At 74.2% G+C, this 24597-nt stretch carries 22 protein-coding genes and 3 tRNA genes; 16 read left to right on the top strand and 9 right to left on the bottom strand.

Annotated features, from left to right (window positions below):
* Window positions 1-52: 52 nt before the first annotated feature.
* Together EJK16_RS16535 and EJK16_RS16540 are read left to right on the top strand one after the other, a co-directional pair.
* A complete protein-coding gene (locus EJK16_RS16535) occupies window positions 53-652 on the top strand; it encodes a hypothetical protein (protein WP_127131324.1) in 600 nt (199 codons plus the stop codon).
* Between the two features lie 19 nt (window positions 653-671).
* Window positions 672-1250, top strand: coding sequence for an HhH-GPD-type base excision DNA repair protein (locus tag EJK16_RS16540; protein WP_127131326.1), 579 nt, complete (start codon window positions 672-674; stop codon window positions 1248-1250).
* Window positions 1251-1252: 2 nt separating this feature from the next.
* Here EJK16_RS16540 and EJK16_RS16545 read toward each other — a convergent pair whose 3' ends face one another.
* The 3 genes from EJK16_RS16545 to EJK16_RS16555 form a co-directional block, all read right to left on the bottom strand.
* Window positions 1253-1912 carry a pentapeptide repeat-containing protein gene (locus tag EJK16_RS16545; protein ID WP_127131328.1) on the bottom strand — a complete coding sequence of 220 codons (660 nt, stop codon included), beginning with the start codon at window positions 1910-1912 and terminating at the stop codon, window positions 1253-1255.
* On the bottom strand, window positions 1909-2409 hold the full coding sequence (ybaK, locus tag EJK16_RS16550; protein WP_127131631.1) for a Cys-tRNA(Pro) deacylase: 501 nt from the start codon (window positions 2407-2409) through the stop codon (window positions 1909-1911). The genes EJK16_RS16545 and ybaK overlap by 4 nt, the downstream gene beginning before the upstream one ends.
* Before the next feature lie 67 nt (window positions 2410-2476).
* The gene (locus EJK16_RS16555; RefSeq protein ID WP_127131330.1) at window positions 2477-5155 is read right to left on the bottom strand and encodes a DEAD/DEAH box helicase; all 2679 of its coding nucleotides are present in this window, start codon (window positions 5153-5155) and stop codon (window positions 2477-2479) included.
* A 173-nt stretch (window positions 5156-5328) separates the two neighbouring features.
* On the opposite strand from EJK16_RS16555, the gene EJK16_RS16560 reads away from it, so the two are divergent.
* On the top strand, window positions 5329-6774 hold the full coding sequence (locus EJK16_RS16560) for an APC family permease (RefSeq protein ID WP_240646124.1): 1446 nt from the start codon (window positions 5329-5331) through the stop codon (window positions 6772-6774).
* Window positions 6775-6933: 159 nt separating this feature from the next.
* Window positions 6934-8403: a sodium:alanine symporter family protein gene (locus EJK16_RS16565; RefSeq protein ID WP_127131332.1), complete on the top strand. Its 1470-nt coding sequence runs from the start codon at window positions 6934-6936 to the stop codon at window positions 8401-8403.
* 15 nt (window positions 8404-8418) lie between these two features.
* On the opposite strand, the gene EJK16_RS16570 is transcribed toward EJK16_RS16565, so the two are convergent.
* Window positions 8419-8889, bottom strand: a complete 471-nt coding sequence (locus EJK16_RS16570) for a hypothetical protein (RefSeq protein WP_127131334.1) — start codon at window positions 8887-8889, stop codon at window positions 8419-8421.
* A gap of 236 nt (window positions 8890-9125) precedes the next feature.
* Here EJK16_RS16570 and EJK16_RS16575 point away from each other — a divergent pair, with 236 nt between their 5' ends.
* The gene (locus EJK16_RS16575; protein ID WP_127131336.1) at window positions 9126-9524 is read left to right on the top strand and encodes a VOC family protein; all 399 of its coding nucleotides are present in this window, start codon (window positions 9126-9128) and stop codon (window positions 9522-9524) included.
* 121 nt (window positions 9525-9645) lie between these two features.
* Here EJK16_RS16575 and EJK16_RS16580 read toward each other — a convergent pair whose 3' ends face one another.
* The 4 genes from EJK16_RS16580 to EJK16_RS16595 all read right to left on the bottom strand — a co-directional run bounded on the left by EJK16_RS16580 (window position 9646) and on the right by EJK16_RS16595 (window position 14101).
* On the bottom strand, window positions 9646-11031 hold the full coding sequence (locus tag EJK16_RS16580; protein WP_127131338.1) for a heparan-alpha-glucosaminide N-acetyltransferase domain-containing protein: 1386 nt from the start codon (window positions 11029-11031) through the stop codon (window positions 9646-9648).
* On the bottom strand, window positions 11028-12323 hold the full coding sequence (locus tag EJK16_RS16585; RefSeq protein WP_127131340.1) for an APC family permease: 1296 nt from the start codon (window positions 12321-12323) through the stop codon (window positions 11028-11030). Before EJK16_RS16585 ends, EJK16_RS16580 begins: the two co-directional genes overlap by 4 nt.
* 158 nt (window positions 12324-12481) lie before the next feature.
* Window positions 12482-13033 (bottom strand): hypothetical protein, encoded by a 552-nt coding sequence (locus EJK16_RS16590; RefSeq protein WP_127131342.1) that lies wholly within the window; start codon window positions 13031-13033, stop codon window positions 12482-12484.
* Between the two features lie 123 nt (window positions 13034-13156).
* On the bottom strand, window positions 13157-14101 hold the full coding sequence (locus tag EJK16_RS16595) for a 3-methyladenine DNA glycosylase (RefSeq protein WP_127131344.1): 945 nt from the start codon (window positions 14099-14101) through the stop codon (window positions 13157-13159).
* A gap of 143 nt (window positions 14102-14244) precedes the next feature.
* On the opposite strand from EJK16_RS16595, the gene EJK16_RS16600 reads away from it, so the two are divergent.
* The 5 genes from EJK16_RS16600 to EJK16_RS16620 all read left to right on the top strand — a co-directional run bounded on the left by EJK16_RS16600 (window position 14245) and on the right by EJK16_RS16620 (window position 17342).
* Window positions 14245-15018, top strand: a complete 774-nt coding sequence (locus EJK16_RS16600) for a fumarylacetoacetate hydrolase family protein (RefSeq protein WP_127131346.1) — start codon at window positions 14245-14247, stop codon at window positions 15016-15018.
* 74 nt (window positions 15019-15092) lie between these two features.
* Window positions 15093-16625, top strand: a complete 1533-nt coding sequence (gene gltX / locus EJK16_RS16605; protein WP_127131347.1) for a glutamate--tRNA ligase — start codon at window positions 15093-15095, stop codon at window positions 16623-16625.
* Between the two features lie 214 nt (window positions 16626-16839).
* Window positions 16840-16911: transfer RNA gene (locus EJK16_RS16610), tRNA-Gln, on the top strand.
* A gap of 48 nt (window positions 16912-16959) precedes the next feature.
* Window positions 16960-17032, top strand: a tRNA-Glu gene (locus EJK16_RS16615).
* Between the two features lie 237 nt (window positions 17033-17269).
* Window positions 17270-17342: transfer RNA gene (locus EJK16_RS16620), tRNA-Glu, on the top strand.
* Between the two features lie 159 nt (window positions 17343-17501).
* Here the strand turns inward: EJK16_RS16620 and EJK16_RS16625 are convergent.
* Complete coding sequence (locus EJK16_RS16625; RefSeq protein WP_127131349.1) at window positions 17502-18224, bottom strand: IclR family transcriptional regulator; 723 nt, start codon at window positions 18222-18224, stop codon at window positions 17502-17504.
* 89 nt (window positions 18225-18313) lie between these two features.
* Between EJK16_RS16625 and leuC the strand changes: the two genes are divergently transcribed.
* From leuC to EJK16_RS16655, 6 genes are all read left to right on the top strand, one after another.
* Window positions 18314-19741, top strand: coding sequence for a 3-isopropylmalate dehydratase large subunit (leuC, locus tag EJK16_RS16630; protein WP_127131351.1), 1428 nt, complete (start codon window positions 18314-18316; stop codon window positions 19739-19741).
* Between the two features lie 20 nt (window positions 19742-19761).
* Window positions 19762-20445 (top strand): 3-isopropylmalate dehydratase small subunit, encoded by a 684-nt coding sequence (gene leuD, locus EJK16_RS16635; RefSeq protein WP_127131353.1) that lies wholly within the window; start codon window positions 19762-19764, stop codon window positions 20443-20445.
* A gap of 204 nt (window positions 20446-20649) precedes the next feature.
* Complete coding sequence (gene murA / locus EJK16_RS16640) at window positions 20650-21999, top strand: UDP-N-acetylglucosamine 1-carboxyvinyltransferase (protein ID WP_127131355.1); 1350 nt, start codon at window positions 20650-20652, stop codon at window positions 21997-21999.
* Between the two features lie 35 nt (window positions 22000-22034).
* Entirely contained in the window at window positions 22035-22553 is a 519-nt protein-coding gene (locus EJK16_RS16645) for a DinB family protein (protein WP_127131357.1), read from the top strand.
* A gap of 120 nt (window positions 22554-22673) precedes the next feature.
* Complete coding sequence (locus tag EJK16_RS16650) at window positions 22674-23648, top strand: ABC transporter ATP-binding protein (RefSeq protein WP_127131359.1); 975 nt, start codon at window positions 22674-22676, stop codon at window positions 23646-23648.
* A 38-nt stretch (window positions 23649-23686) separates the two neighbouring features.
* Window positions 23687-24529 (top strand): ABC transporter permease, encoded by an 843-nt coding sequence (locus EJK16_RS16655; RefSeq protein WP_164737387.1) that lies wholly within the window; start codon window positions 23687-23689, stop codon window positions 24527-24529.
* Window positions 24530-24597 lie beyond the last annotated feature (68 nt).

A 24597-nucleotide genomic window follows, 5' to 3' on the forward strand; every position in this document is an offset into this window, starting at 1 on the left:
TGATTGTTCCGGTGATGGTGCGAGCACGCGCGCCGTCGTGTAGACCCGGGGCATGGCCGGGACGGAGTACCCGCCGCTCCGCGAGGGGATGCGCCGCACCGGGGCGGCGCTGGGGGCGGCGCAGGTCCCGTTCGCGCTCGCCGGCGGCTACGCGGCGTGGGTGCGTGGCGCGCCGGAGCCCGCGCACGACGCCGACTTCACCATCCTGGAGGCGGACGTCGAGCGGGCGAAGGAGGCGGTGGTCGGCGCCGGCCTGGAGGTGGAGCAGCCGGTCGAGGACTGGCTCTTCAAGGCGTACTACAAGGGCGCCCTCGTGGACGTGCTGTTCCGGATGTGCGGGCGGCCCGTCACCCCCGAGCTGCTCGCCCGCAGCGACCCGATCCAGGTGCTGGGCGTCACGATGCCCGTCATGCAGGCCACGGAGATCCTCACGGCCAAGGTGGCGGTGCTCGCGGAGCACCACTGCAACTTCGGGAACCTGCTCCCGGTCGCCCGTGCCCTGCGCGAGCAGGTCGACTGGGCCCACGTCCGTGCCCAGACGGCGGGGAACCCCTTCGCGGAGGCGTTCCTGTTCCTTCTCGCCCGCCTGGCGATCCTGCCCGAGGCATCGGGGGCGCCGCGCCGGACGGACGCCGCGGGCGCCGGCGGATGAGGCCTGGCAGGATCGGGCCATGGCCCTCGAGCTGCACATCACCGGCGACGACGACGCGGACGCCCTGCTGTCCTCCGACCCCCTGGCGCTCCTCATCGGGATGCTGCTCGACCAGCAGGTCGCGATGGAGACCGCCTTCGCCGGGCCGAAGAAGCTCCGCGACCGCCTCGGCGGGCTCGACGTCGCGGCCCTGGCCCACATGGACCCCGACGCCCTGACCGAGGTGTGCCGCACCCCGCCGGCCGTGCACCGCTACCCCGGCTCGATGGCCGGGCGGATCCAGGCGCTGTGCGCGTACCTGCTCGAGCACCACGGCGGCGACGCCGCGGCCCTGTGGACCGCCGGGGACCCCGACGGCGCGGAGGTGCTCCGCCGGCTCAAGGCGCTGCCCGGGTTCGGTGACCAGAAGGCGCGGATCTTCCTCGCGCTGCTGGGTAAGCAGCTCGACCTGCAGGCGCCGGGGTGGCGCGAGGCGGCCGGCGCGTACGGCGAGGACGGGTCCCGGCGCTCCGTCGCCGACATCGTCGACGCCGACTCCCTGGCCGAGGTCCGCGAGACCAAACGGGCGGTGAAGGCCGCCGCGAAGGCGAAGGGCTGAGCTCAGCCGTCGATCGCGACGCCGAGCTCCCGGGCCATCGCGGGGAGCAGCTCCAGGGCGTCCTGCTCGCCCACGCGCGCGCCGCGCAGCGAGGCGACGCCGCCCACGCCGGAGAGCCGGCAGCCCCGCAGCTGCACGCGCTCGCAGCGCATGCCGGACAGCTGCGCGCCGGTCAGGTCACACTCCTCGAGCAGGACGTCGGTCAGGACGGCGTCGGCCAGGTCGGCCTCGGACAGGTCGCAGCCGCGCAGCACCACCTGCTGCAGCCGCGCCCCGCGCCAGCTGCTGAGCCGCCCCTGGCAGTCCTTTAGCCGGACGGCGCGCAGCCGGGCGGACGTGAGCTGGGCGCCGGTCAGGCGCACCCCGCGCAGGCTCGCCCGCATGAGGGTCAGCTCCTCGGTGCGCAGGTTGGCCAGGTCGGCGCCGTCGAGGCGGCAGTCGACCAGGGTCGTGCGGCGCCACCGGCCGCCGGCGGCCAGGGCGCGCTCGAGGGACGAGCCCTCCACCTGGACCTCGTCGAGGGCCGTGAGGTCCGCCCCGGTCAGGTCCACGCCGGCCAGCGTCACCGAGTGCAGGGCCGCCGGGTCCACCCGCTCGAGGTGACGGGCGACGTCGGGCTCGGGCAGGCGCAGGGCGCCGGCCCCGCGGGCCGCGGGGCTCACGGGCGCGCCACCGCGGCGGTGACGGCGCCGGTGAGGGCGACGAGATCCGCCGGCGCGAGCTCGACGTCCAGGCCGCGCCGGCCGGCGCTGACCAGCACGGTGGGGTGGTCCAGGGCGGAGGCGTCGACCACGGTCCGCAGCGACCTGCGCTGCCCGAGCGGCGAGATGCCGCCCACCACGTAGCCGGTCGCCCGCTCCGCGGCGGCGGGGTCGGCCATGACCGCGCGCTTGCCGCCGACCGCGCCGGCCAGGGCGCCCAGGTCCAGGCGCCCGGCCACCGGCACCACGGCCACGGTCAGCGCGCCGTCGACGCTGGCCACGAGCGTCTTGAACACCCGTGCCGGGTCCAGGCCGAGCACGGCGGCCGCCTCCTCACCGAAGCCGAGCCCGCTGCGGGGGTCGTGCTCGTACGCGCGGACCTCGTGCCACGTGCCCGCCCGGACCAGGGCGCGCAGGGCCGGGGTGCCCGCCGGCTGCTTCTTCGTCACGGCAGCGATGCCCTCCGGGGCGGCGCGGCGCTCACCGGGGGCCGGCACGTGAGGACTTGACCGCTCACGGGGGTTGTCACCGGGGGCCGACGTCGAGGACGCGCACCACCGCGCGGTCCGCGGCGTCGGAGGCGTCCAGGTCCACCAGCGCCGTCAGGCCCCAGTCGCGGTCGCCGGCCGGGTCGTCGAAGGTCTGGCGCGCGAGCCAGACGCGCTCGGAGCCGGCGGCGAGGTCGCCCACGTGGGCGCCGGCGAGCGCGGCGGGCAGGTCCGCGTCCGTGGGCTGCTCGACGATGTGGACCAGGGACGCGGCGCGCGCCTCCGGCCCGGTGCCCAGCCAGTCGTACTCCGCCCAGTACGGCGCGATCGCGCGTTCCCAGCGCTCGGCGTCCCACCCGGCGTCGCCGTCCAGGTGCCCCAGGGCCACGTAGGCCTCCCGCGCCAGGGTGTCGACGCGCTTGAAGAGGGCGTTGCGCACGGCCACGCGGAAGGCGTGCCGGTTGCGGGTGAACGCGACCTGCCCGTCCGTGCCCTCCCCGAAGCGGCGCTCGGCGACGGCGGTGGAGGCGTCCTCCGGCACCACGAGCGCCCCGGCGGCGGCCGCGGCGCCGGCGGAGAGGGCCTCCCACTCGTCCAGCAGGGAGGAGTCGACGGCGCGCACGAGCTCGCCGAGCCAGTCGATGACCGCCGCGACCTCCTCGGTGCGGGCCGCGTCCGGGACCACCTGGCGCAGCGCCCGGTAGGCGTCGGTGAGGTAGCGCAGCACCACGCCCTCGGAGCGGGCGAGCTGGTAGCGCGAGACCAGCTCGGAGAACGTCATGGCCTGCTCGACCATCTCCCGGACCACCGACTTGGGCTGGAGCTCGTAGTCGGAGACCCACGGGTTGGTCTGGCGGTACGTCGCCAGCGCGGCCTCGAGGACCTCCGCCAGCGGCCGGGGCCAGGTGACGTCCTCCAGCAGCGCCATGCGTTCGTCGTACTCGATGCCCTCGGCCTTCATCGCCCCGATGGCCTCGCCGCGGGCCGCGCGCTGCTGGGCGTAGAGCACCGGGCGCGGGTCCTCCAGGGTGGCCTCGATGACGGAGACGACGTCGAGGGCGAAGTCGGGGCTCTCCGCGTCGAGCAGCTCCAGCGCGGCCAGCGCGAACGGGGAGAGGGGGGCGTTGAGCGCGAAGTCGCGCGGCAGGTCCACGGTCAGGCGCACGTACGGGCGGCCCGGGTGCGCGCGGCGCCAGGACGCGTCCGCGTGCTCGACCACGCCCGCCGCCCGCAGCGACCGGTAGATCTCGATCGCCCGGCGCACGTGGAGGTTGCGGTCGGTCTTCGGCTCGTGGTTGTCCGTGAGCAGCCGGTACATGGCGGCGACGGGGTCACCCGGACGGGCGAGGACCGAGAGCACCAGGGTGTGGGTCACCCGGAACTGGCTGGTCAGGGGCTCGGGGGCGGCGTCGCGCAGGCGCTCGAACGTCTTGTCGGTCCAGTTCACCAGCCCCGAGGGGGCCTTTTTCCGCACGATCTTGCGCCGCTTGCGCTCGTCGTCGCCGGCCTTGGCCAGGGCCTTGGCGTTCTCGATCACGTGCTCGGGGGCCTGGACGATCACCTCGCCGGTGGTGTCGAAGCCGGCGCGCCCCGCCCGGCCGGCGATCTGGTGGAACTCGCGGGCCGAGAGGTGCCGCGACCGCTCGCCGTCGAACTTGGTCAGCGAGGTGATCACGACGGTGCGGATGGGCACGTTGATGCCCACGCCGAGGGTGTCGGTGCCGCAGATGACGCCGAGCAGGCCCGCCTGCGTGAGCCGCTCGACGAGGCGGCGGTAGCGCGGGAGCATCCCGGCGTGGTGCACGCCCACGCCGTGGCGCAGCAGCCGCGAGAGGATCGCGCCGAAGCCGGGGCCGAACCGGAAGTCCCCGAGGGCCGCGGCGATCCGGTCGCGCTGCTCGCGGGTGGCGACCTGCACCGAGGTGAGGGACTGGGCCCGCTCGACGGCGTCCTTCTGGGCGAAGTGCACGACGTAGACGGGGGCCCGGTGGGTCTGCACCAGCTCCAGGAGCAGGTCCTGGATGGGCTCGAGGGAGTACGTGTAGGTCAGCGGCACGGGCCGCTCGGCGTCGGCGACGACGGCGACGTCCTTGCCGGTGCGGCGCTGGAGGTCCTCCACGAAGAACGAGACGTCGCCGAGGGTGGCGCTCATGAGGAGGAACTGGGCGTCCGGCAGCTCCAGCAGCGGCACCTGCCACGCCCAGCCGCGCTGCGGGTCGGCATAGAAGTGGAACTCGTCCATGACCACCACGCCCGCGTCCGTGGCGGCGCCGTCGCGCAGCGCCTGGTTGGCGAGGATCTCCGCGGTGCAGCAGATGATGGGTGCGTCGGGGTTGATGGCCGAGTCGCCGGTGACCATGCCGACGTTGGCCGAGCCGAAGAGGTCGACGAGGTCGAAGAACTTCTCCGAGACCAGGGCCTTGAGCGGGGCGGTGTAGTAGCCGGTGCGGCCGGTGGCCAGCGCCGTGAAGAGCGCGCCCATGGCCACGAGTGACTTCCCCGAGCCCGTCGGCGTGGCGAGGATGACGTGGGAGCCGGAGACCAGCTCCATCACCGCCTCCTCCTGGTGGGGGTAGAGGGTGATGCCCGTGTCGGTCGCCCAGGACGCGAACGCCTCGTAGATCGCGTCGGGGTCGGGCGACGCCAGCGGCCCCCCGGCGTCGACGGGCAGCAGGTCGTCGAGCGCGAGGTTAAGGGCGGGGGAGGACTGGGGCACGCCCTGATCCTCTCAGACGGCGCTGACAACGCGCCGATCCGCGGGCCGCGAGGTCGCTGTCGGTAGATGACCTGTCGGCGCATGTGGGGTGCCGCGTCGGTAGATGACCTGTCGGCGCATGTGGGGGGCTGGCTGCCCGTGACGGCGCGCGGGCGGGTCCCTACGCTCGGCGTGTGAGCACTCCTGCCGACGGCGCCCCCGGCGAGGGGTCCGGCGTCCCCGCCGGCGCGGCCGGCGCTGACGGGACCACCATCCTGGCGCTGCGCCGCGAGCTGACCTGGCGCGACCTGGTCGTCTACGGCCTCCTCTTCATCGGCGTGACGGCGCCCATGGGCACCTTCGGGGTGCTCGACGCGCGCAGCGGCGGAGCCATCGCGCTGGTCTTCGTGGTCGCCACGGTCGCGATGTCCTTCACCGCCTGGTCCTACGCCCGCATGTCCGAGGCGGTCCCGCAGGCGGGGTCGGTCTACGCCTACGCGAGCGCGGGGCTGGGCAGGCGCGCGGGCTTCCTGGCGGGGTGGATGGTCACCCTGGACTACCTCTTCATCCCGGCGCTCGCCTCGTTGTTCGTCGGCATCGCCTGCCACGCGCTCGTGCCGGCCGTGCCGGTGTGGGTCTTCACGCTCGTGGCCGTCGCGCTGACCACCGGCCTGAACCTGCGCGACGTGAGGCTGGCGGCGCGCGTGGGCCTCGTCATGCTCGCCGTCGAGCTCGTGGTCCTGGGCGCGTTCGCCGTCCTCGCCGTCGTGTACCTCGCCCAGCACGGCCCCACCCGCGGGTGGCTGACGCCGCTGACCGGCGTGGGCGGGCTCGGCCCCGCCGGCGTCGTGGGCGCCGCGTCGGTGGCGGTGCTGGCATTCCTCGGCTTCGACGCGATCGCGACCTTCGCCGAGGAGACCACAGGCTCCTCGCGGCAGGTGGGCCGTGCCCTGCAGTTCTGCCTCGTGCTGGCCGGCCTGCTCTTCGTGACCCAGACCTACCTCGGCGCCCTCCTCAGCACGGCGACGCCGGCCGCGCTCGCCGCGGACCCCGAGGCGCAGGGCACGGCGTTCTTCGCGATGCTCGACGCGTCGATCGGGCCGTGGTTCTCCACCGTGGTCACGGTGGTGCGGGCGGTCGGCCCGGTGTTCTCCGCGCTCGTGGCGCAGGCCGCGGTCTCCCGCCTGCTCTACGCCATGGCGCGGGAGCGGGCGCTGCCCGCGCCGCTGGCCCGCCTCGGCACCACGGGACGGACGCCCCGCAACGCGATCCTGCTCTCCGCCGTCGTGACCCTCGTGGTGGCGACGCTGGCCGCCACCCGCCCGGACGGGCTGGACGTGCTCTCCTCGATGGTCACCGTCGGCGCGCTGACGGCATTCGTGTTCCTGCACGCCTCGGTGGTGGGCTTCTTCCGGCGCCGCCTGGGGCGCACGGTCTGGCACGTGGTCGTGCCGGTGGTCGGGTCGCTCGTCATCGTCGCGGTCCTCGTCGAGGCGAGCCGCCTGGCGCTGGTCATCGCGGCGGGCTGGTTCGTCCTCGGCCTGGCGGCCATGGTGCTGCGCCCATCCGCGGCGCGGGCGCTCGGGGGCGGCGCCGGTGACGTGACCGCGGCCACGGGCGACGGCGGACCCGTCCGCTGACCTGCGCGCGCCCTGGCCGGCCGCGCGCGGTGAGGAGGCTCACGGGGCCCGGGGCGGGCGGCGTGTGTCACGATCGACGGTGGACCAGGCGGGTCCGCGACCACGGACAGGACGGCCGCACCGGCCTGCACCGTCGTCTCACCCCCGGAACGGAACTCCATGACCGAGCTGCTCACCGCCGTCAACGACGCCGCCTACACCTACCTGCTCGTCGCGCTGCTTGTGGCCGTCGGGGTGCTGATGACGTGGCGCACGCGTGCCGTGCAGGTACGCCTGTTCGGGCAGATGCTGCGCCACGTCACCCGGTCGCGCCGGGGCGCCGACGGCGGGATCTCCTCGTTCCAGGCCTTCGCCATCGGCATGGCGACACGCATCGGCATCGGCAACATCACCGGCGTGGCCATCGCGCTGATCCTCGGCGGGCCGGGCGCCATCTTCTGGATGTGGCTGGTCTCCCTGGTCGGGATGGCCACGGCGTTCGCGGAGGCGACGCTCGCGCAGGTCTTCAAGGTCCGGGCCCGCGGCGGCACCTTCGTCGGCGGCCCGGCGTACTACATCGCCCGGGGGCTTGGTTCCCACCGGTGGGGCACGGCCTTCGCGGTCATGCTGGTCCTGTCCATGGCCGTGGCGATGCCCATGGTCCAGGCGAACACGATCGCCGGCACCGTGGAGCACTCGCACGGCGTGCCCACCTGGGCCAGCGCGCTCGTCCTGCTGCTGCTGACCGCGCTCGTCGTGTTCGGCGGCGTGAAGCTGGTGGCCCGCGTCGCGGAGATCATGACGCCGGCGATGGCGCTGGCCTACGTCCTCACCGCGCTCGCGGTCATCGCGCTCAACCTCGAGAGCGTGCCGCAGTTCTTCTCCGACATCTTCGCCGGGGCGTTCGGGCTGCGCGCCGGCCTCGCGGGCGTCGGCGGCGGGGTCGTCGCGGCGGTGCTCAACGGGGTGCGCCGCGGGCTCTTCTCCAACGAGGCCGGGATGGGCACCAGCCCCAACGCCGCCGCGACGGCCACCGTGGCGCACCCCGTGCACCAGGGGCTGATCCAGTCGCTCGGGGTCTTCGTCGACACGATGTTCGTGTGCACCTCGACGGCGTTCATCATCCTCGCCTCGGGGGCCGGTACCTACGTCCCCGGCGTGACCGGCATCGACGTCGGCGCCGAGCTCACCACCCTGGCGGTGACCACCCAGCTGGGCGGCTGGATGGCCTGGCCGATGACGGTCATGATCTTCTTCTTCGGCTTCTCCTCGATCCTGGGGGCGTACGCCTACGCCGAGGTCAACATGGACTTCCTACGGGCGGGCGGGCACGCGCGCCACGTCCTGCGCGTCGTCGTCGTGCTGACCACCGGCATCGGGTCCGTGCTGGCGCTCCAGACCGTGTGGGCGCTCATGGACACCGCCATGGCGGTCATCACGGTGATCAACCTCGTCGCGCTGGTCCGCCTCGTGCCCTGGGTCACGGGGGTGCTACGCGACTACGAGGACCAGGTCGCGGCGCGGCGCGGCGGCGGGCTGGACCCCGCGGACGAGGTGCGGTTCGTCGCCACCGGGCATCCCGGGCTGCCGGGGGAGCTGTCCGGGGACGTGTGGGCGGGCGAGCCCGTCGCGGCCGGCGCCCGGGCCTGATCGGAGGGGCAGGCCCTATCTCCGCGCGCGGGCGTCGTCCCGGGGTGCGGGGACCGTGCGCCGCGCGGCCAGGGCGGACGTCATCCGCCAGACGGCGAGCGCCTCACCGAGGATGACCGGCGGGAAGGCGAGCATCACCAGGACCACGAGCACGGTGGTCGTGCCGCCGGACCCGAAGAGCTGACCCGGGTTCTCCTGGAGGCCGATGGCCACGCTCTCGAGCATCAGCACCGCGGCACCCAGGCCGAGGAGGACCAGGCCGGACCGCCTGCGCCCGAAGGCGGTGGCGACCGCGCCGGGCAGCATGGCACCCGCGAAGACGAGAAGGATCGCGAGGGTGCCGGCGAGCGAGAAGCCCGGCTCGCCCCCGGCGAGCACCGTGACCGCCCGCATGAGCAGCCGCGCGAGGAGGCCGGCGACGATGCCGGCGGCCATGGCGGTCACGGTCGCGGCGAGGAGGCGCGTACCTGCGCGGCGTAGGGGCACGGCGTGTCCGTTCTCGAGGCGGGCGCTCAGGCGGAGCGTATCGAGGACTGGCCGCCCCGCCATCCCCCTGTTTTCGGGGCTGCTCGGTCCGCCCGGCGCGTGTGGGGACTGGACCGGCAGTGGGCGGCCGCGGCGGCCGCTTCCTCGGGGCGATCGCACGCGCGCGCCGGTGTCGGCGGGCGCCGCTAACCTCCGGGGCAGGGAGGCACCGTGCCTCCCCGGCGAGGAGGCCTGTGATGGCGGTGCGGTGGTACTCGGTGGTCGTGGACTGCAAGGACGTGCGGGCCCAGGCGGGCTGGTGGGCCGAGGCGATCGGCTGGCGGCCGGCCTACGAGGCGGACGACGAGGTGGTGCTCGTGCCGCCGCACGCGCTGACGGACCGGGCGAGGAAGCTCGCGGTCGAGGAGCGCGGGCCCGAGCTGACCTTCGTCCCGGTGCCCGAGGGCAAGTCCGTCAAGAACCGCCTCCACATGGACCTTGCGCCCCGGGCGCACGACGACCAGGCGGCCGAGGTGCAGCGCCTGCTCGACCTGGGGGCGGTCCGGGTGGACGTCGGCCAGGGCCCCGAAGTCACCTGGGTCGTCCTCGCGGATCCGGAGGGCAACGAGTTCTGCGTGCTGTCCCCGCGGGACTGAACCTCCTGGGTCGCGGCAGCCGGGCCGCTCCCACGGCCCCGGCTGGCGGCACCGGCCGGTGCCTGTCAGGCGGCGCGGGTCAGGCGGCGCGGGTCAGGCGGCGCGGGTCAGGCGGGGCCGGTCAGGCGGGCCGCGGCCCGGCGACCGCCGTCGCGCCCGCGTGCAGCGCACGCTCGAGCGGCCCTCGGCCCAGGTAGCGCCGCCAGACCCAAGCGCCGGCCAGCGCGACCACGACGAACCGCACCAGCACGGCGTTCGAGTCCGGGGACCACACCACCTCGTCGCCGAGAAGGGAGATCGCCACGATGTGCACGGAGTAGACGGTCAGGCTCATGGAGCCCGCCGCCGCCACGGGGCTGAGGAGCGGCCGGAACGCGCGGCCCGTCGCCGTCGCCCGGGTCAGCAGCAGGAGCAGGCCGATGACGGCGAGGGAGGTGCCGACGTTGCCGACCACCTCCAGGGTCGAGTCGTCGTGCGCCGCGGCGCCGACGAGCCGCACGGTCAGCGGTGCGGCGTCGGGCCCGGCGGCGTCCAGGGCTAGCCGAGACGTACCCCATCCGAGGACCGCCAGCACCGCTCCGCCGCCGAGCAGGGTGACCTCGGTGCGCACGGCGGACAGGTCCGAGCGGCCGAGCGCCAGGCCCACGAGCACGTAGGCGAGGTAGACGAGCGCCGGGTACATGCCGGTGACGAGCTCATCGCCGGCGATCCGCACCGGGTCGGCCGCGCCGAGCGCCCGGGCAAGGAGGCTGCGCGTCGCCCCTCCCACCGGGGTGCTGACGAGCGCGATCAGGGTGGGGGAGACGGTCGCCGCGGCGGCGGCCCCGAGCAGGAGCCAGCGGCGCCGGAGCCCGAGGAAGGGCAGGGCGAGGACGAACAGCACCGCGTAGGCCGGCAGGATCACCGCGACGGGCGTGCCGAGCATGACGAGGAACCAGCCGAGCACCAGCAGCAACCCGGCGCGCGCCAGCGTGACCAGGCGCGCGTGGGCGAGCGCCGGCCCCGCGGGCAGGCGCTCGCGGCCGCTCGCCAGGGCGAGGGACACCCCGGCCAGGAGTGCGAAGAGGGCCGCCGAGCGCCCGTCGGCGACCACGAACCAGGCCGGGTCGTGGGTCCCGTCGGGCGCGTCGTCGCCGAGGTGCGCCACGAACATGCCCAGGATGGCGAGGCCGCGCGCGATGTCGATGCCCACGAGCCGGGGCCGGCCGGCGTGGCGCTCCTCGACCGCCGTCCCCGCCCGGCGCGGCGCCTGCCGGGGGTGCGTGATGTCCTGCCGGGTCGGCGCGCGCTCCTGCCGGGGCTGCGCGGTTTCCTGCCGGGTCGGCGCGGGCTGCTGCCGGGTCGGCGCGCGCTCTTGCCAGGACGGCGCGGGCTGGTGCCGGGTCGGCGCGGGCTGCTGCCGGGTCGGCGCGCGCTCTTGCCAGGACGGCGCGGGCTGGTGCCGGGTCGCCGCCTGCCCGGAGCGCGCCGCTGGGTCCTCGGGGCGCGGGGACCATGGCGAGCTCATGGGTCGAGGGTAGACGCCGCGGTCCGCCCAGGGCCGGGGCGTCGCGCCGCCCGGATGGCGAGCCCGAGCACGAGCACACCCAGCCCGGGCAGGACGGAGGCCGGCGGCAGGGACGCGACGAGGGCGAGGCAGCCCACGAGCCCGAGCACCTGCAGGGGCCGCGGGTACCGCCGCGCGTCGCCGCCCTGCGTGAGCGCCGCCAGGTTGGCGATGCCGTAGTAGAGCAGGACGCCGGTGGAACTGAAGCCGATGAGCTCGCGCACGTCGGCCACCAGCACGGCCACGACGACGATGGCCGCGACCCCCGCCTCCGCCCGCCGCGGGAGGTGGAAGCGGGGATGGACGGCCGCGAGCCAGACCGGCAGGTCGCGCTCGCGGGCCATAGCGAAGGCCGTGCGCCCGACCCCGGCGAGGAGGGCGAGGAGCGAGCCGAGGCACGCGACGGCCGCGCCGACCCGGACCACAGGGACGGCCCACCGCGCGCCCGCGGCGACGGCGTCGACGAGCGGTGCGGGGGAGGCTGCGAGCCTGTCCGGGCCCAGCGTGAGGAGCAGGGTGGCCGCGACGACGGCATAGAGCGCGGCGACCAGGGCAAGCGCCGTGACGATCGCCCGCGGGATCGTCCGCTCCGGCTCGCGCACCTCCTCGCCGAGCGTCGCGATGCGCGCGTACCCCGCGAAGGCGAAGAAGATCAGCCCGGCCGCCTGCAGCACGCCCGCCGGGCCGCCCGCGCCGCCCGACCCGGCCGGGCCCACACCCGCGGCCCCCGCGCCCGCGCCGGCGGGGCCCCCGAGAAGCGCGCCCACCACGGCCACCGCGAGGGCGACCAGCACGACGGCCACGAGCCCCCTGGCCAGGGCCGCGGTCCGGGTGATGCCGCGCCAGCCCACCGCCGTCAGCGCGACCACGGCCAGCGCCGCCACGGGGCGCTGCCACGGGCCGGGGACGGTGTACGCCGCGAAGGTGGTCGCCATGGCGGCGCAGGAGGCGGTCTTGCCGATGACGAAGCACCAGCCCGCGGCGAAGCCCCACCACGGCCCCAGCCGCTCGCGGCCGTAGACGTACGTGCCGCCCGAGGTCGGGTACGCGGCCGCGAGCTGCGCGCTGGAGGTGGCGTTGCACAGGGCGACGACCACGGCGACCGCCAGCCCCGCGAGCAACCAGACGCCCGCGGCCCGGGCGGCGGGCGCGAAGACGGCGAAGACCCCGGCGCCGATCATCGCGCTCATGCCGAGCACGACGGCGTCGCGCAGGCCGAGGCGGCGGGCGAGGCCGCCGGGCGGGGTGCTCACGGCCGGCAGGGTAGCGCCCGCGGGTGGCCCGCAGCAGGCGGGCACGGCCGCCGGCCGCGATCGGGTGTCACGGCCGGCCGCCTGGTGGCCGCGGTCGTGGCCGCGGCGTCGGTCTCCGGCCCGCGGCGGCTTCCGCCGGTCCGGGGTGCGGCGACGCGCTACCAGCGGTGCGCGACGTCGACGACGAGCATGGAGGTGTGGTGCGGTCCGTTCAGGACGAACACGCGGAAGGGCAGGCGTGCGCGCACGCCGAGCCCGACGGTGGTGACGCCCTCGAAGCTGCCGGCCCACGCGACCTGACGGAAGGTCCGGAAGCCCGAGACACGCACCAGGTGCTGCTTGTCGGCGGGGACGTACGACGCGTGACCGGACGGCGTGTTGGCGTGCACGTCCGCGGTGACCTGGAGCTTGGCGCCGCCGCGGAGCGGGACGACGTCGCCGCGCGGGTCGTTGACGACGTTCTTGACGTACCTGACGTCGTAGCCGGAGACGCGTCCGCCACGGACGTCCAGGACCAGCCGGTCGAAGCAGGCGTGCCGCCCCGCCCGGACGTTGGTGAGGTACTCCTCACCGGTCACGGAGCCCGACCGCTTCTCGGACGAGCCCCAGTGGATCCCGCAGAAAGGCGCGGCCTGGGCGGCCGTGGCTGCGGGAGCGACGAGTGCCAGCCCGAAGACCAGCACGAGCAACATCTTGACAAGACGCCTCATGACCATCGCCTCTCAGAAACCCCCTGCAAGGCACGACGCTACGCTCGACGACAGGTGTCGGACCCTATGCGTTCGGCGTCGATGCGGTAACAATCCCCCAGGCCTGTGGGGGCAGGGTGCGGGCTATATGGGGGATGAGCCGACCAGGGCGGAGGTGGCTGCCAGCAGCCGCTCGCGGAGCGGCTCGGCACGCTCGCTGAAGCCGCGCTGTGCCGCGATGTACTCCGCCCGGCCCGCCCCGGTCTCGATCCGCACCGGTGCGCGGCCGAGCGCGCTCAGGTCGTAGGGCGAGGCCCGCATGTCGAGGACACGGATGTCCCGCGCGAGCACGAAGCAGTCCAGCAGCAGTGCGCCGGGGCACGCCGGGCCGAGCTTGAGGGCGTGCCTGAGCAGGTCCATGTTGGCGTGGAGGCAGCCGGGCTGCTCCATGGCCTGCTGGGTCCCGCGGCTGGGCCGGAGTCGGTTCAGCGGGCGCGCCGGCGTCGTGAAGAACCGGAAGGCGTCGAAGTGGCTGCACCGGATCGGGTGCGCCTCGACGACCGCGTCGGTGCCCGCCTGGCCCAGCCGCAGGGGCAGCGGGTGCCGGTGGGCCTCCTGGCGGTAGACCATCGCCCACTCGTGCAGCCCGAGGCAGCCCAGGTGCGGGGTGCGCGAGGCCGTGCGCTGCAAGAGGCCGTGGATCCACCGCACCCCGTCGCCGCGGTCGGCCATGAAGGCCACCGTGTCCAGCGTCACCGCGCGGACGCCGGCGACGTCGACCTCGTGGTGCCAGCGCCAGGCGGCCCTGTCCTCCACCTGGACGTCCTCCGCGGCCCCGCCCCGGCCGCCGCCGTCGGAGGGGGCGGCCGCGAGGGCGACGCCGGCGCCCGGGTGCCACCGCCGCAGCTGGGCCGGGCGCAGGCTGTAGTAGTCGAACAGAAAGTCCTCGACGGGGTCCTTCGCGTGCTGGGAGGCGCGCGCCCGGCGCCCCGCGGTCAGGTCGTCGGCGCGGGCCGCGTGCGCGGCGGCCGCGGCGACCCAGGCGTCCCGGGGGACCGGCGCCCGGCAGGGCTCGACGCGCGCGGACATGCCCACCAGGGTAGGCGGCGCAGGTGTCGGCCCGCGCCGCCCGCACCGCGTCGACGAGGCGGCACTACCGGCGTGCCGCGAGCGCCGACGAGGCGCAGGCCTCACCCGCGCGCCGCCGGGACCGCGCCAACTAGTGTGGCCGCATGCGCATCGCACGGTTCACGGCGGGGGAGAACCCCCATTACGGCATCCTCGACGAGGAGACGAACGAGCTGATCGTCCTCAAGGGCGACCCCATCTACGGCGACCTGGACACCACCGGCCGGCGGGTCAAGGTGGACGAGGTCCGGCTCCTCTCCCCGGTCATCCCCCGCTCGAAGGTCATCGGCATCGGACGCAACTACGCCGACCACGCCGCCGAGCTGGGCAACGAAGTCCCCGAGGAGCCCATCGTGTTCCTCAAGCCGAACACCTCGGTCATCGGCCCGGACGACCCGATCGTGCTGCCCCCGTACTCCCAGGAGGTCCACCACGAGGCCGAGCTCGCCGTCGTCATCTCCCGGCTGTGCAAGTACGTGCCGGTCGAGAAGGCCGACGACGTCATCTTCGGCTATACGGTCGCCAACGACGTCACGGCGCGTGACGTGCAGCGGACCGACGGGCAGTGGACGCGCGGCAAGGCGTTCGACACGTCGTGCCCGCTGGGCCCGTACATCGCCCTGGACCTCGACGTCAGCGACCTGGCCGTGCGCGCCCGCGTGGACGGCGAGCTCCGCCAGGACGGGCGCACGAGCCAGCTCGTCCGCTCCGTCCCGGAGCTGGTCGCCTACGTCTCGTCGATCTTCACGCTGCTGCCCGGGGACGTCATCCTCACCGGCACCCCCGCCGGGGTAGGCCCCATCACGGTGGGCCAGCGCGTCGAGGTCGAGGTCGAGGGCATCGGCGCGATGTCCAACCCCGTCGTCCGCCGCGACTGACACCGTCGGGGGCGCCGCCGGGGCCGCGATCGGCCCGGCCCGCGCCGCCAGGGCGCGGCTAGGCTGGTCGCACCATGGAGAACACCACTGAAGCCCCCACGCCCACCGGTTCCGCCATCCGGGTGCGGTTCTGCCCCTCACCGACCGGCACCCCCCACGTCGGCCTGATCCGCACCGCCCTGTTCAACTGGGCGTACGCGCGCCACGTGGGCGGCACCTTCGTCTTCCGCATCGAGGACACCGACCCGGAGCGCGACTCCGAGGAGAGCTACAACCAGCTCCTGGACGCGCTGCGCTGGCTCGGCCTGGACTGGGACGAGGGCGTGGAGGTCGGCGGCCCGTACGGGCCCTACCGGCAGTCCGAGCGCATGGACGTCTACCGCGATGTCGCGGCGCGTCTGCTCGCGGGCGGGTACGCGTACGAGTCCTTCTCCACCACGGAGGAGATCGAGGCGCGCCACCGGGCGGCCGGGCGCGACCCGAAGCTCGGCTACGACGGCTTCGACCGTGACCTGACGGACGAGCAGAAGGCCGCCTACCGCGCGGAGGGCCGCCAGCCGGTGCTGCGCGTGCGCATGCCCGAGACCGACGTCACGTTCACCGACGTCGTCCGCGGCGACGTGACGTTCAAGGGCGGGTCCATCCCCGACTTCGTCATCGTCCGCGGCAACGGCTTCCCGCTGTACACGCTGACCAACCCGGTCGACGACGCCCTGATGGGCATCACCCACGTGCTGCGCGGCGAGGACCTGCTCTCCTCCACCCCGCGCCAGGTGGTCCTGTACCAGGCGCTGCTCGACCTGGGCGTCGCGACCGTCATGCCGGTCTTCGGGCACCTGCCCTACGTCATGGGGGAGGGCAACAAGAAGCTGTCCAAGCGGGACCCCGAGTCCAACCTCTTCCTCCACCGGGAGCGCGGCTTCACGCCCGAGGGGCTGCTCAACTACCTCGCCCTGCTCGGCTGGGGCATCTCCGCGGACAATGACATCTTCTCCAAGGACGAGATGGTCGCGGCCTTCGACGTTGCCGACGTCAACCCGAACCCCGCGCGGTTCGACCTGAAGAAGGCCGAGGCCATCAACGCCACCCACCTGCGCATGCTCGCCCCGGAGGACTTCCGGTCCCGGCTGGTGCCGTACCTGCACGCCGCCGGCCTCGTCTCCGCCGAGACCTACGGCGCGCTCACGCCCCGCGAGCAGGAGATCCTCACCCAGTCCGCGCCCCTGGTCCAGGAGCGCATGACGCTCCTGGGCGAGGCGCCCGGGATGCTCGGCTTCCTCTTCGTCGGCGACGACGCGCACACGATCGAGCCGTCCGCGCTCGCCGCGCTCCGCCCGGAGGCGCCCCAGGTGCTCGAGGCGAGCATCGCCGCCGTCGACGCCCTGCCCGAGCTCTCCACCGAGGCCGCGGAGCAGGCCCTGCGCGCGGCTGTGGTCGACGGCCTCGGCATCAAGCCGAAGTTCGCGTTCGCGCCGCTGCGGACGGCCGTGACCGGACGGCGCGTCTCGCCGCCGCTGTTCGAGTCGATGGAGATCCTCGGGCGGGACTCGACGCTCGCGAGGCTGCGCGCCCTGCACGCCCAGCTGGCCGCCCAGCCCTCCGCGTAGATCCGCGACGGCGGCCGGTCACCCCGGTGGCCGGCCGTCGTCGTGCCCGGCGTCCGAGCGGGACGCGTGACCGGCGTCACGGGCCGGTGGCGCGGGCGGTGAGGTCGGTCACGAATGGCCTTCCTGGTTTGGTCCAGCCCCGACGCTCGGGTAATGTCTCTCGTCGGTAAGGCATCCGCCCCGCAGCTGCGGGAGCACGGAAGTCATACCTCCGTGGGGTATGGTGTAATTGGCAGCACGACTGGTTCTGGTCCAGTTAGTCTAGGTTCGAGTCCTGGTACCCCAGCGAGCGGCTGGTGCGCGAGCATCGGCCGTCAGGCACCTCGGGTGCCGAGCCCCCATCGTTTAGTGGCCTAGGACACCGCCCTCTCACGGCGGCGGCGCCGGTTCGAATCCGGCTGGGGGTACGACCGGCGAGGGCCCCGCGAGAGCGGGGCCCTCGCTGTTTTCCCGGCACGCACGAGCCGCCACTTCGTGCCGCCGGCTCGGGCGTGCTGCCAGTCTTGCTCGGCGGCCGGCTCGGGCGGCGTCGGCCTGTGCGTGAGGTCACAGCGGCAAGGGACGCCCTCGGGTCGAATGTGCGGGAGGGGCTCTGGTAGTCTCTTCTGAGCCGCCGCGAGGTGGTGACAAAACAAAACACACACGCCCCCATCGTTTAGTGGCCTAGGACACCGCCCTCTCACGGCGGCGGCGCCGGTTCGAATCCGGCTGGGGGTACTCCGGGCGAAGGCCCCGCACCACGGTGCGGGGCCTTCGTCGTGCCTGGCCCGGCGTCGTGCCAGGCCCGTCGTGGCCGGGCCCGTCGTGCCGAGTCCGCCGGGGACGACGAAGGCCCCCGTCCCGCGGGACGGAGGCCTTCGCATCGCAGGGGCGGGTTCAGCCTTCCTCGGTGCGCTTGAGCACCTCGGTGAGCCGGTTTGCGGAGGCGACGACGGCGGCCGCGTGCAGGCGGCCGGGCTGGCGGCCCATGCGCTCGATCGGGCCCGAGATCGAGACCGCGGCGAGCACGCGGCCGGACGGCCCCCGCACGGGCGCGGAGATCGAGGCCACGCCGGGCTCGCGCTCGGCGACCGACTGCGCCCACCCGCGCCGGCGGACGGCGGAGAGCACCGTGGCGGTGAAGTTGGCGCCGTGCAGGCCGCGGTGGAGCCGGTCCGGCTCCTCCCACGCCAGCAGCACCTGGGCGGCCGAGCCCGCCAGCATGCTGAGCGTGGCACCCACCGGGATGGAGTCGCGCAGGCCCATGGGGCGCTCCGCGGCGGCGACGCAGATGCGCTGGTCGCCCTGGCGGCGGTAGAGCTGCGCGCTCTCGTTGGTGTGGTCGCGCAGCGCCGTGAGCACGGGCCCGGCCGCGGCGAGCAGCCGGTCCTCGCCGGCCGCCGAGGCCAGCTCTGCGAGCCGGGGACCGAGGATGAACCGTCCCTGGATGTCGCGCGCGACGAGGCGGTGGTGCTCGAGCGCGACGGCGAGGCGATGCGCCGTCGGGCGGGCGAGATGGGTGGCGCTTACAAGCTGGGCGAGGGTCGCAGGCCCGGCCTCTAGCGCACCAAGAACCGTGGCAGCCTTGTCAAGGACGCCGACTCCGCTAGAGTTGTCCATGGATCGATATTCGCATCTCAGTGAGTGAGATGCAAGCGCGGATGGCGAGACGGCCCAAGGTGGGGCGTGGCCCAGGAGGAGAGAACGCGATGAGCGGAACGCTGGCCGAGAAGGTCTGGGACGCGCACGTGGTGCGCAAGGGCACCGACGGAGCGCCCGACCTTCTCTACATCGACCTCCACCTCGTGCACGAGGTGACCAGCCCGCAGGCCTTCGAGGGTCTGCGGCTGGCCGGGCGCGGCGTGCGCCGGCCGGACCTCACGATCGCGACGGAGGACCACAACACCCCGACGCTGAACATCGACCGGCCGATCGCTGACCCGACGAGCCGCACCCAGATCCAGACGCTGCGCAACAACGCCGCGGAGTTCGGCATCCGCCTGCACTCCCTGGGCGACGCCGACCAGGGCATCGTGCACGTCGTGGGCCCGCAGCTCGGCCTGACGATGCCGGGCCTGACCGTCGTCTGCGGCGACTCCCACACCTCCACGCACGGCGCGTTCGGCGCCCTCGCCTTCGGCATCGGCACCTCCGAGGTCGAGCACGTCCTCGCCACCCAGACGCTGCCGCTGGCGCCGTTCAAGACGATGGCGATCAACGTCGACGGCACGCTGCGCCCCGGCACGACCGCCAAGGACATCATCCTGGCGATCATCGCGAAGATCGGCACCGGCGGCGGCCAGGGCTACGTCCTGGAGTACCGCGGTGAGGCCATCCGGAACCTCTCGATGGAGGCGCGGATGACCATCTGCAACATGTCGATCGAGGCCGGCGCCCGCGCCGGCATGATCGCCCCCGACGAGACGACCTTCGAGTACATCAAGGGACGCCCGCACGCCCCCGAGGGCGCCGACTGGGACGCCGCCGTCGAGTACTGGAAGACGCTGCGCTCCGACGACGACGCCGTCTTCGACGTCGAGGTGAGCCTCGACGCCGACTCGCTCGAGCCGTTCGTCACGTGGGGCACCAACCCGGGCCAGGGGCTGCCGCTGTCCGCCTCGGTGCCCGACCCGGTCGACATCCCCGAGGAGGGGCCGCGCAAGGCCGCCGAGCGGGCTCTGGAGTACATGGGCCTGGTCCCGGGCACGCCGCTGAAGGACATCCACGTCGACACCGTCTTCATCGGCTCCTGCACGAACGGCCGCATCGAGGACCTGCGCGCCGTCGCCGACATCGTCAAGGGCCGCACGAAGGCCGACGACGTGCGCGTCCTCGTGGTGCCGGGCTCGGCGCGCGTGCGCCTGCAGGCCGAGTCCGAGGGCCTCGACAAGGTCTTCCTCGACTTCGGCGCCGAGTGGCGCAACGCGGGCTGCTCGATGTGCCTGGGCATGAACCCCGACCAGCTCAAGCCGGGCGAGCGCGCGGCCTCGACGTCAAACCGCAACTTCGAGGGACGCCAGGGAAAGGGCGGCCGCACCCACCTCGTGTCCCCGCTGGTCGCCGCGGCCACCGCGATCCGCGGCACGCTGTCGGCCCCCGCGGACCTCGCCGCGCCCGCCCAGCCCGTCAACGCCTGAGCCTGAAGGAGAGCACGACGATGGAGAAGTTCACCCAGCACACCGGCGTCGGCGTCCCGCTGCGGCGCAGCAACGTCGACACCGACCAGATCATCCCGGCCGTCTACCTCAAGCGGGTCACCCGGACCGGCTTCGAGGACGCCCTCTTCGCCGCCTGGCGCGGCGACCCGGACTTCGTCCTCAACCAGCCCGCCTACTCGGCCGGCTCGGTGCTCGTGGCCGGTCACGACTTCGGCACCGGCTCCTCGCGCGAGCACGCCGTGTGGGCGCTGAAGGACTACGGCTTCCGCGTCGTCCTCGCGCCGCGCTTCGCGGACATCTTCCGCGGCAACGCCGGCAAGCAGGGCCTCGTGGCCGGCGTCATCAGCCAGGAGGACGCCGAGATGATCTGGAAGGTGCTCGAGAACGCCCCGGGCACCGAGATCACGGTCGACCTCGAGCACCGGACCGTGGTGTGCGGGGACGTGCACGCCACCTTCCAGATCGACGACTACACCCGCTGGCGGCTGCTCGAGGGCCTGGACGACATCGGCCTGACCCTGAAGAACGAGCCGGACATCACCGCCTACGAGCAGACGCGGGCGACGTGGCGCCCGAAGACCCTGCCCGCCAAGCACCTGCCGCCCGTCCACATCATGGCGGCGCGCCCGGTGGGCGGCGACGGCGAGGGCCTGCCCGCCCACGCCGACGCCCCGCTCGCCTGACGCACCCCGCCTGAGGCACCCCGCCTGACGCACTCCGCCTGACGCCGGGCGCCCAGCCATCCGCGGGCGCCCGGCGTCGCTGTGTCCGAGGCGACACGCCCGCGGGGTGCCGGGCCCCCGGGGCGCCCACGTATCCTGGGGATCGCGGGCCGTCCGGCCCGCTCGGATCAGCGCCCCGCCTCGCGCGGGGCCGGTGAGGTGTGTATGAGCGGGCTTCTGACGGTCGAGGGCGGCACGCCGCTGCGCGGCGAGATCACCGTGCGCGGTGCCAAGAACTTCGTCTCCAAGGCGATGGTGGCCTCGCTCCTCGGGGACGGACCCTCCGAGCTCAGGAACATCCCGATGATCCGGGACGTCGACGTCGTCGCCGACCTGCTGCGCCTGCACGGCGTGACGGTCGAGCACGACCGCGAGGCCGGGATCCTCAACCTGGACCCGAGCAACGTCGAGTCCGCGCACGTCGCGGACATCGACGCCTACGCCGGCTCCAGCCGCATCCCGATCCTCTTCTGCGGCCCGCTGCTGCACCGCCTCGGCGAGGCCTTCATCCCCGACCTCGGCGGGTGCCGCATCGGCGACCGGCCGATCGACTACCACCTGGAGATCCTGCGCCAGTTCGGCGCCGTCGTCGACAAGCGCGTCCAGGGCATCCACCTCTCCGCGCCGGGCGGCCTCGTGGGCACCAAGATCCACCTGCCCTTCCCCAGCGTCGGCGCCACCGAGCAGACCCTCCTGACGGCCGTGCGCGCCCGCGGGCTGACCGAGCTGTCCAACGCGGCCATCGAGCCTGAGATCGTGGACCTGATCGCCGTCCTGCAGAAGATGGGCGCGATCATCTCGGTCGACACGGACCGCACCATCCGCGTCGAGGGCGTCGAGCGCCTCCACGGCTTCCGCCACACCGCGCTGGCCGACCGCATCGAGGCCGGCTCCTGGGCCTCCGCGGCGCTGGCCACCCACGGCGACATCTTCGTCCGCGGCGCCTCGCAGCCCGAGATGATGACCTTCCTCAACACGTTCCGAAAGGTCGGCGGCGCCTTCGACGTCAGGGACGACGGCATCCGCTTCTGGCACCCGGGCGGGGACCTGCACTCCATCGTCCTCGAGACCGACGTGCACCCCGGCTTCATGACCGACTGGCAGCAGCCGCTCGTCGTGGCGCTGACCCAGGCGAACGGCCTCTCGATCGTGCACGAGACGGTCTACGAGAACCGGTTCGGCTTCACGGACGCCCTGCGGGGCATGGGGGCCACCATCCAGATCTACCGGGAGTGCCTCGGCGGCCTGGAGTGCCGCTTCGGCCAGCGGAACTTCAACCACTCCGCCGTCATCTCCGGGCCCACGCCGCTCAAGGCCGCGGACATCGAGGTGCCCGACCTGCGGGGCGGGTTCTCCCACCTCATCGCGGCGCTGGCGGCCGAGGGCACGTCCCACGTGCGCGGGATCGACATCATCAACCGCGGCTACGAGTACTTCATGGACAAGCTGGAGGCGCTCGGCGCCAAGGTCACGCTCGCCGAGTCGGTGGGTGTGAGCGCCACGCTCGCCAAGTAGGTGCGCGCGGTGCCCGGTCTCGACACACTGAGGTCATGAACACCGCTGAGCTGCTCATCGAGATCTACTCGCGCGTGCCCGACGGCGTCGGGCGCCTGCTCGACGGTCTCGACGAGGCCGGGCTGACGGCGCGTCCGGACCCCGAGGCGAACACGATCGCCTGGCTGGTGTGGCACATCGCCCGCGGGCAGGACGCGCAGGTCGCGCAGGTGGCCGGGACCGACCAGGCCTGGACGGCCGACGGCTGGGCCGGCCGCTTCGAGCTGCCCTTCGACGACCGCGCCACCGGCTACGGTCAGCACCCGGACGAGGTGGCGCAGGTCCGTGCGAGCGTCGCCGACCTGCGCGGCTATCTCGACGACGTCCAGCGCCGGACCCTGGAGTTCCTCAGCACCCTGGACGACGCGGAGCTCGAGCAGGTGGTGGACGAGGCGTGGGACCCGCCCGTCACCCTCGGGGTGCGGCTGGTGAGCATCGTCGGGGACGGCCTCCAGCATCTCGGGCAGGCGGAGTACGTCCGCGGCCTCTACGAGCGGTCCGGGCGCGGCCAGTAGTGCAGGGGGGCTGCAGGGCGGGCCGGCATGACATCTGTCATGGCCGGTCCGTGACGGCGTCAGCGCAGCCGGTGAGCCGGCGCACGGGGGAGGAGCAGGAACCCGCGAGAGCGTAGAGGCATGAGCTCCTACGACTCCGTCATCACCGCCCGGGGCCTGCGCCGGTCCTACGGCACGGGCCGGGACACCTTCGAGGCCGTGCGCGGCGTGGACCTGCACGTGCGTCGCGGCGAGCTGTTCGCGCTGCTGGGCACCAACGGCGCCGGGAAGACCTCACTGCTCGAGGTCGTCGAGGGCATTGCCCCGGCGGGCGGCGGCCGGGTGGAGGTCTTCGGCCTCGACCCCTACCGCGAGCGCCGCCGGGTGCGGCCGCGGACCGGGATCATGCTGCAGGAGGCCGGCTTCCCGTCGGACCTGACGACGGCGGAGACGGCGCGCATGTGGCACGGCACGCTGTCCGGGGGCGTGACGGTGGCGGAGTCGCTCGACCTCGTCGGCCTCGGACCCCGCCGCGCGGTTCCCGTGAAGTCGCTCTCCGGCGGGGAGCGCCGCCGCCTCGACCTGGCCCTGGCCCTCATGGGCCGACCGGAGGTGCTCTTCCTCGACGAGCCGACCACGGGCCTGGACCCGCAGTCGCGCCGGGACGCGTGGACGCTCGTGCGCCGCCTGCTCGCCGACGGCACCACCGTGGTGCTCACCACGCACTACCTCGAGGAGGCCGAGGAGCTCGCGGACCGGCTCGCGATCATGCACGGCGGCCGGATCGTCCGGGCCGGCACCGTCGCCGAGATCGTGGCCGGTGAGCCGGCCCGCATCCGGTTCCGCACCGCCGACGCCGCACTGTCGGCGACCGGGACGCTCGCGTCGCTGCCCGCCCTGGCGGGTGCGCCGCGCTGCGACGCCACCGGCGTCGAGCTGGCGACGACGGACCTGCAGGCCACCCTCACCGCCCTGCTGCGCGCAGCCCAGGACGCGGGGGCCGAGCTGGTCGGCCTCGACGCCAGCGCGGCGTCCCTCGAACGCGCCTTCCTGGCCGTCGCGGAGGGCGAGGCGGCCGGCGCCGCCAGCGGGCAGCGCGCGGCGGTCGCCGCATGAGCACCCCAGCCGCCCCCACCACCTCGAAAGGTTCCGTGATGACCGTCCGCACGCCGTCCCCCGCCCGCCCGTCCGCGCAGCCGCCCCGCCCCGCCCCGGCCGCCGCCCGCGTCGGCTCCCTCATGCGCGCCGAGGTCCTCCTCCTGATCCGGAACCGGACCACCCTGTTCAACGCCGTCGTGCTGGTCCCCGTGTTCATCCCGATCGTCGCGTGGAGCTTCGGCGACCTCAGCGGCGACACCACGGCCGCCCGCCACCTCGGCACGATCCTGCTCATGACGCTGCTCACCCTCGCCATGGTCGTGGTCGTGTACTACAACCTGACCACCACGTTCGTCGCCCGGCGCGAGGAGCTGGTCCTCAAGCGGCTGCTCACCGGGCAGGTCACGCGGGCCGAGGTCGTCCTCGCCTGCGCCACCCCGGCGGTGCTCATCATGCTCGCGCAGGTGCTGCTCGGGGTGGCCGCGACGGCCGTCTGGTTCGAGCTCCCCGCCCTGGCGAACCCCGTCTGGCTGCTGATCGGCCTCATGGGCGGTACGGCCGTGTTCGTGCTGCTCGCGGTCGTCAGCTCCGGGCTCACCCGCACCGTCGAGTCCGTCCAGCTCACCGCCATGCCGGTGCTCCTCGGCGCCACGGCGCTGTCCGGCGCCGCCGTGCCGCTGCACATCCTCCCGCCCGTCGTCGGGCAGGTCGCCATGTGGACGCCCATGTACCCGGTGGTCGCGCTCGTCCAGCACGGACTCGGCGCCACCGCGCTGGACGGCACGGTGGCCTCGGGCGCGCTGGCCGACGTGACGCAGCCGCTCGTCTGCCTGGCGCTGTGGCTCGCGCTCGGCGTGCTCGGCGCGCGACGCTGGATGCGCTGGGAGCCGCGCCGCTGACCGGCGCACCACGACAGGCCCGGCAGCGGCCGAAGCCGGCCCTGCAGGCCCGTGTCGGCCCAGGCGGC

It is taken from the genome of Georgenia sp. SYP-B2076 (genome assembly GCF_003991205.1).
Lineage (GTDB): Bacteria > Actinomycetota > Actinomycetes > Actinomycetales > Actinomycetaceae > Georgenia.

Excerpts from the sequence above, each read along its gene's own strand:
- EJK16_RS16600 (WP_127131346.1), top strand. The coding sequence starts at position 14,245 with ATGCGCATCGCACGGTTCACGGCGGGGGAGAACCCCCATTACGGCATC.
- EJK16_RS16595 (WP_127131344.1), bottom strand. The coding sequence starts at position 14,101 with ATGTCCGCGCGCGTCGAGCCCTGCCGGGCGCCGGTCCCCCGGGACGCC.
- EJK16_RS16565 (WP_127131332.1), top strand. The coding sequence starts at position 6,934 with ATGACCGAGCTGCTCACCGCCGTCAACGACGCCGCCTACACCTACCTG.
- EJK16_RS16645 (WP_127131357.1), top strand. The coding sequence starts at position 22,035 with ATGAACACCGCTGAGCTGCTCATCGAGATCTACTCGCGCGTGCCCGAC.
- leuD (WP_127131353.1), top strand. The coding sequence starts at position 19,762 with ATGGAGAAGTTCACCCAGCACACCGGCGTCGGCGTCCCGCTGCGGCGC.
- EJK16_RS16590 (WP_127131342.1), bottom strand. The coding sequence starts at position 13,033 with ATGAGGCGTCTTGTCAAGATGTTGCTCGTGCTGGTCTTCGGGCTGGCA.
- gltX (WP_127131347.1), top strand. The coding sequence starts at position 15,093 with ATGGAGAACACCACTGAAGCCCCCACGCCCACCGGTTCCGCCATCCGG.
- murA (WP_127131355.1), top strand. The coding sequence starts at position 20,650 with ATGAGCGGGCTTCTGACGGTCGAGGGCGGCACGCCGCTGCGCGGCGAG.
- EJK16_RS16625 (WP_127131349.1), bottom strand. The coding sequence starts at position 18,224 with ATGGACAACTCTAGCGGAGTCGGCGTCCTTGACAAGGCTGCCACGGTT.
- EJK16_RS16540 (WP_127131326.1), top strand. The coding sequence starts at position 672 with ATGGCCCTCGAGCTGCACATCACCGGCGACGACGACGCGGACGCCCTG.
- EJK16_RS16650 (WP_127131359.1), top strand. The coding sequence starts at position 22,674 with ATGAGCTCCTACGACTCCGTCATCACCGCCCGGGGCCTGCGCCGGTCC.
- EJK16_RS16655 (WP_164737387.1), top strand. The coding sequence starts at position 23,687 with ATGACCGTCCGCACGCCGTCCCCCGCCCGCCCGTCCGCGCAGCCGCCC.
- EJK16_RS16575 (WP_127131336.1), top strand. The coding sequence starts at position 9,126 with ATGGCGGTGCGGTGGTACTCGGTGGTCGTGGACTGCAAGGACGTGCGG.
- leuC (WP_127131351.1), top strand. The coding sequence starts at position 18,314 with ATGAGCGGAACGCTGGCCGAGAAGGTCTGGGACGCGCACGTGGTGCGC.
- EJK16_RS16535 (WP_127131324.1), top strand. The coding sequence starts at position 53 with ATGGCCGGGACGGAGTACCCGCCGCTCCGCGAGGGGATGCGCCGCACC.
- EJK16_RS16580 (WP_127131338.1), bottom strand. The coding sequence starts at position 11,031 with ATGAGCTCGCCATGGTCCCCGCGCCCCGAGGACCCAGCGGCGCGCTCC.